Source organism: Acidocella sp. (assembly GCF_013044125.1).
Taxonomy (GTDB): Bacteria; Pseudomonadota; Alphaproteobacteria; order Acetobacterales; family Acetobacteraceae; genus Acidocella.
In genome coordinates this window covers 24256-30255 of the sequence record NZ_JABEVC010000185.1, presented here as the reverse complement: position 1 = coordinate 30255, position 6000 = coordinate 24256, and the positions used below count along the sequence as shown (strand labels likewise).

The following is a 6000-nucleotide window of genomic DNA, read 5'->3' as shown; positions in this document are numbered from 1 at the left end:
CTGCAAAGCCGGAATAATGCCGTCAAAACTCTGGCTTATGAATACACATTTCACCTTCAGCTCAGCGCAGATGGCACGGCCAAGATCAATGTCAAAACCAACAAATTTCCCGCTGGGAGAAAGACTCTCAAACGGCGGATACGTCGCATCCACACCGAACTTAATCTCAGTCATCGCCTTGGCGCTCGCCACCACCGGGGCTGCAAAGCCAAAAGCAGCGATTACCAGAGCAGCAGTTGTAAATCTTCTTTTCATGAACATCTCCTAAGTGATTGATTATATTTCAAGGTTATAATGGCAGAAGCAAGTCTGATTATCGAACAACGAGCAGCGCTTTGGATAAACTCCTGACAGCTACACTCAATGACACGATTTCAGGATTTCGCGCCGCTTCATGCGCGAGGTCGATGGCTGCATTCACACTCGGTGAATGTTGAGAAAATAGGGATTTTGATGCCGCATATTCCGACAACGCAACATTCGCCAACGCCGCCTGCAGGTGCGTTAGATCATCGCCAATCGCGGCGACCGCACGCGCCTCCCAAACACCATTTGTCTTGATCATGCCGGCAGCTGCACGCAACTGCTCAATAGCGCTCCAACCGCCTGCCTGTGTCCAGGCAATCAGTGCGGTAACAACTGGTATAGCATGCATTTTTGCAATTTTTACAATCAACGGACCTGCCACCAAATCAGGAACGGCCATTGCAAAAGCAGCAAATTTTTCAGGGACTCCATTCCGGACCAACTCCTGAACCGCCGATGACTGTACAACCCGCGCACAGGCTGCTTGCGTGAGGGTGGCAAGTTCGTCACGCAGGGCGGCGACCCCTTCCCCTATCGCTGGCAACGGAAGCTTATCGCCCAGCAGAACGCGGGCCGTTGCTTCCTGTAACCGGCTGGCCGCCAGCAAAACGGTATATCGCGCTGCCGCGGGAACTTGCGGCAAGGCTTCCATGCCCTCGTAAATCTCAGGCAAAGCAAAGGCATAATCCGCGACCAAAGCGGCGTGAGCCACATCCACCAGACCGGCCCCACCCTCCGCCGATAGCCGGCCGAAAGCCGCAACCCCCATCCGGTTAACAAGCTCATTTGTCACCGTCGTGCCAATCAGTTCGCGGCGAAGCCGATGGCGAGCAATCTCCGATTTAAAACGTTCACGCAATGGTTTTGGGAAATACAGGGATACAAGGCAAGAAAGATACGGATCCTCAACCAGGGATGAATCGTCAAGCACCGCCGCAAGGTGCAATTTGGTATACGCCATCAACGCGCAAAGCTCCGGCCGGGTTAGGCCCTGCCCGGTGGCGCTACGGGTCTTCATTGCTGCGGCATCAGGGAGGCCGGCAACCGCCCTATCAAAAACTCCAACAGATTCCAGCAGCGACATAAACGCGTTCTGTGCGGGTAGGTCGCTTGCGCCACCAATCTGATCGAGCGAAATTGCCAATGATTGCTGATGATTATCGCGCAGCACCAAATCGGCAACCTCGTCCGTCATCGCCCCAAGCAATTCAACGCGTTGACTTGCGGTAATCTTCCCTGCTTCCATCGGATCGGCAAGCAGGATTTTTATATTCACCTCATGGTCCGATGTTGAAACACCTGCGGAATTATCCAGCGCATCCGTGTTGATTCGCACACCGGATAATGCCGCTTCAACCCGCCCGGCCTGGGTGACTGCAAGATTAGCCCCCTCGCCTACCACGCGCGCTCTCAAATCACGGCCGTTCACGCGCACCGCATCATTCGCGCGGTCGTCGGCATCGACGTGGCCCTCTTCGCTCGACTTTACATAAGTGCCGATTCCACCGAAATAAAGCAGATCAACCTTCATGGTCAGGATGGATTTGACCACCGCCTCCGGCTCTTGTTGGTTTTGTGAAAAACCAAGCATCGAAGCCGCTGCATCTGAAAGCAGGATCGATTTGGTTTGCCGTGAGTAAACACCACCGCCCGGGCTTAATTTTGTAGCATCGTAATCAGCCCATGAGGAACGCGGCTGCCCGGACAGCCGCTTGCGTTCATCGTAACTCACATCGGAATCCGGCGCCGGATCGAGAAAAATATGCCGATGATCAAAGGCCGCGCGCAGCAATGTTTTTCTGCTCACCAGCAAGCCATTGCCAAACACATCGCCGGACATATCGCCAACACCCGCGCAGGTAAATGGGGTGGATTGAATGTCAATTTCAAGCTCATGGAAATGATGAGCAATATTTACCCACGCTCCGCGAGCCGTGATGCCCATTGCCTTATGGTCATAACCAACCGACCCGCCGGACGCAAACGCATCACCGAGCCAAAAACCTCTTTCAATTGCGATGGCATTTGCAATATCGCTGAATGTTGCGGTGCCTTTGTCAGCAGCGACCACCAGATAGGCATCATCCCCATCACGCCGGACCACATGCTGCGGCGGGACGACCTGCCCAGCGCGAAGATTATCCGTGACGTCGAGCATCGCGTTGATCAGCAATTTGTAGCAGGAAATTGCCTCGATCTGTAGCGCCTCGCGGTCCGCCGCGGCATTACCCGTGGCCGCGGGCGGATGTTTGATGACAAAGCCACCCTTCGCGCCCACGGGTACGATGACAACGTTTTTCACCATCTGGGCCTTCATCAGCCCCAGCGTTTCAGTTCGGAAATCATCCCGCCGGTCCGACCAGCGAATACCACCGCGCGCAACCTTGCCACCGCGCAAATGGCAACCTTCAGTGCGCGGGCCATGGACCCAGATTTCCACCATCGGGCGCGGCAGCGGCATGGCACCGGCGCGCGCGCTGTCAATTTTCAGCGCAATCACCGGGCTTTTCACATCGTAAAAATTCGTTCGCACAACAGCATCGGTAAGCTGATACAGCCGGCGGAGAATACGATCCTCATCAGGGCTTGAGACAAGATCCAGCTGCGCGAAAAACTGCCGGGACAGTTCAACTTCCTGCACTGTATCTCGGGGGCGCGCAGGATCAAACCGGCAATGAAACATTGAAACCAGCGTATTCGCGGCGAGCGGATGCGCGGCCAATGCACTCTCAACCGCACCCTGGCTGAACGGCGCTCTCACCTGGCGGCACCATTTGAACATGGTGCGTAGCAACGATGCCTCACGCCAGCTCAAACCTTTTAAAATCAGACGATTGAAACCATCAGCCTCGCACCGGCCATCCCAGGCGGCTGCGATGGCCTCCCGAATTGGCAGACCACGCGCGGCAAGGTCGAGCGCATGACCATCAGCGGTCTCCAATGTCAGCTCATGCAGAACAACACCGCCGCCCTGGGGCGCGAGTGGATATGGCACTTCCTCAATAACCCGGAGTCCCAGACTCTCAATCAATGGCACGATGTCAGACAGCGCAATCGGCTCGCCGGCATGAAACAGCTTGAGCACCATGACCCGCTCAGGCAGCCCGAAAGGCCGGCTGAGCGTGCTCTGAAATCCCCCGGCCTGCAGCGCTGACTCTGCTGCCACAATGTCTTCAACCGCAATCATAGCCTGCGTCTTGGCTGTATAGACATCGGGGAATGCGCTACCCCATTTGCCGAGCATCAACGTCGCGGGCGTCTCGCCATGCGCGACCACAAGGGCCTCATGCAGCCGCTCGCGGAAGCTGCGCGCAACTTCCTTCATCGCAAGCTCCAGCACGGCGGCGTCAAGGCCGCGGGCCTGCGCTGGATCAGCCGCTATGGTATAATTAACGCGCGCGAGCGGCCCCTCGCCCAGCGCCAGCGCATAGCCTGCGATGCGCCCGGCTGTAACTCTCTTGAGCATATCTGCAAGTTTATTGCGCAGCGTACTGTCAAGCCGGTCGCGCGGCGCGAAAATAATCGCGGAGAGATGCCTGCCAAACAGATCCGGCCGCAGAAACAACGCCAGTTCAGGGCGCACCTGCAACTGCACGATGCGCTGCGCCGCCGCCAGAATATCCTGAACATTACCCTGAAACAGATCGTCGCGCGGCCATGTATCCAGAATATGCCTCAACATCCGCCCATCGTGACTGACCGTATCTACCCCCGCCGCTTGCAAGATGGTTTCCACCTTCTCGCGCAGAAATGGGATGCTCCGAGGGTTACGGTTATAAGCATCCGCGACAAACAACCCCGCGAAGAACGAAAGTGCGGCAACCTTGCCTTCCCCATCGCGATGTTTAACGACGACCACATCATAGAGCTGCGGACGATGCACCCGCGAGCGGATGTCAGCCTTCGCGATGGCGACTGTTTCAAAACGTTCCAGCGCATCTCTGGATATGGCACGCCAGACCACGGGATCATGCAGGGCATCGAACAAATGACAATCCGGGCTGCGCAGCACACCCAATGCCACAGGTTCGCCGGGCACGGCGATATCAAGTTCCTGGTTCAGCGCCACCACGCTGGTGCCGAGCAAAACAAAATTCTGGTCACCGATCCAATTCAGAAAATCACGCTCCGGGCCGAGGGGCAGCTCTGCAGCAGACTGTGCAAGCAACCTGCGCATCGTCTCGAAATCCGCTACCGCGGCGCGCGCATCCTGCATCGCACCGGCGAGAGAAACCTCGATCCGGCGCAGGACATCGGCATTCACCTCCGGACCGAAGGCAATCTGAATCACTGATTCCGCCTGCCCGGCGCCAATTGTTTTCAATGCGCCATCCACGCCGCGGGTGACGCAAAGCACGGGATGGACCAGCGATTGAACCGGCAGATCGAACGATTGCAGTACGCCCAGAACCGAATCCACCAGAAAACTCATATCGTCATTCACGATTTCAATAATCGCGTAAGACGTGCCCCAGCCCTGCTCACTGCCACGCGGGTTGAAAACCCTGATGCTCGCGACCCCGGCGGAACGCTGCTGCATGAAAGACCATACGGACATGACCGCGCCGGCAAGCTCCTCCGCCGAACGCTCGGCAAGGCTCTGCGTTGAAAGTCCCGCGGTGTAAGCATCGAGAAAGGAAACAGCCTGCTCCGCGTCGCTTCCCTTCAGGTACCGCCGCATGGAATCCGCCACTTGCCGCAGCAATTCGATGCGGGCAGGCTCTGCGATGCTTATATTTTTCATTCCATTTATACCTGATTCTGATTTTTAACGCCCGCCGCAAATGGTCAAAAACGCTAATGCTTCAACGTGCTTGACAAAAACTGCCGGAACCGCTCGGAATTTGGTTTAGCAAACATCTCATCCGGCCGCCCCTCCTCTTCGGTGAGCCCCTTATGCAGAAACATCACCCGGCTTGCCACTTCACGGGCAAACCCCATCTCATGCGTCACGACAAGCATCGTCCGCCCCTCCTTCGCCAGATCGCGCATCACCTTCAGCACCTCGCCCACCATTTCAGGGTCCAGCGCCGAGGTTGGCTCATCGAACAATAGCACATCGGGTTCCATTGCCAATGCTCTCGCAATCGCAACGCGCTGCTGCTGACCTCCAGAAAGTTGCGCCGGATATGCTTGAAGTTTCGCGGAAAGGCCGACTTTCTCAAGCATCGCCTCCGCGCGCAGCAGGGCTGTTTTTTTGTCTAGCCCCAGCACATGAACCGGCGCTTCCACCACATTCTGCAGCACGGTCATATGGCCCCAGAGATTGAATTGCTGGAACACCATGGCGAGACGCGAGCGCAGGCGTTCAACCTGCTTGGGGTTCGCGGCATCGCGCGAGCGCTTCCCCTCCTTCATCTCAATTAACTCACCCTTGATCCGTACCCGGCCTTTATCAGGCATTTCCAGCAAATTAATACACCGCAGAAATGTGCTTTTTCCAGAACCTGACGCGCCGAGAATGGCGATCACATCTTCATTATGCGCGGTAACGGAGACGCCTTTCAGCACTTCCACGGCGCCGAAACTTTTGTGGATATCCTCAACGACCAGTGCGGAAGAAGGTGGCTGCTGATCTAATAACATACGTCGCTTCCTTTAAGACAATGGGCTTTTGTAGTTATGGCCGCAACTGGCTATAGCCGCGGATCGCGCGCAAAAACCGTGCCCAACAGGCCGCGCGCGCAACGCAAT

At 56.5% G+C, this 6000-nt stretch carries 3 protein-coding genes; all 3 read right to left on the bottom strand.

The window, feature by feature from the left end; translation table 11 throughout:
* The coding region (locus tag HKL97_RS11215; protein ID WP_291425338.1) for a transporter substrate-binding domain-containing protein at nucleotides 1-261 on the bottom strand (261 nt) is incomplete at its 3' end.
* A 52-nt stretch (nucleotides 262-313) separates the two neighbouring features.
* On the bottom strand, nucleotides 314-5050 hold the full coding sequence (locus tag HKL97_RS11210) for an NAD-glutamate dehydrogenase domain-containing protein (RefSeq protein ID WP_291425335.1): 4737 nt from the start codon (nucleotides 5048-5050) through the stop codon (nucleotides 314-316).
* A 53-nt stretch (nucleotides 5051-5103) separates the two neighbouring features.
* A complete protein-coding gene (locus tag HKL97_RS11205) occupies nucleotides 5104-5892 on the bottom strand; it encodes an ABC transporter ATP-binding protein (protein WP_291425333.1) in 789 nt (262 codons plus the stop codon).
* Nucleotides 5893-6000: the final 108 nt, after the last annotated feature.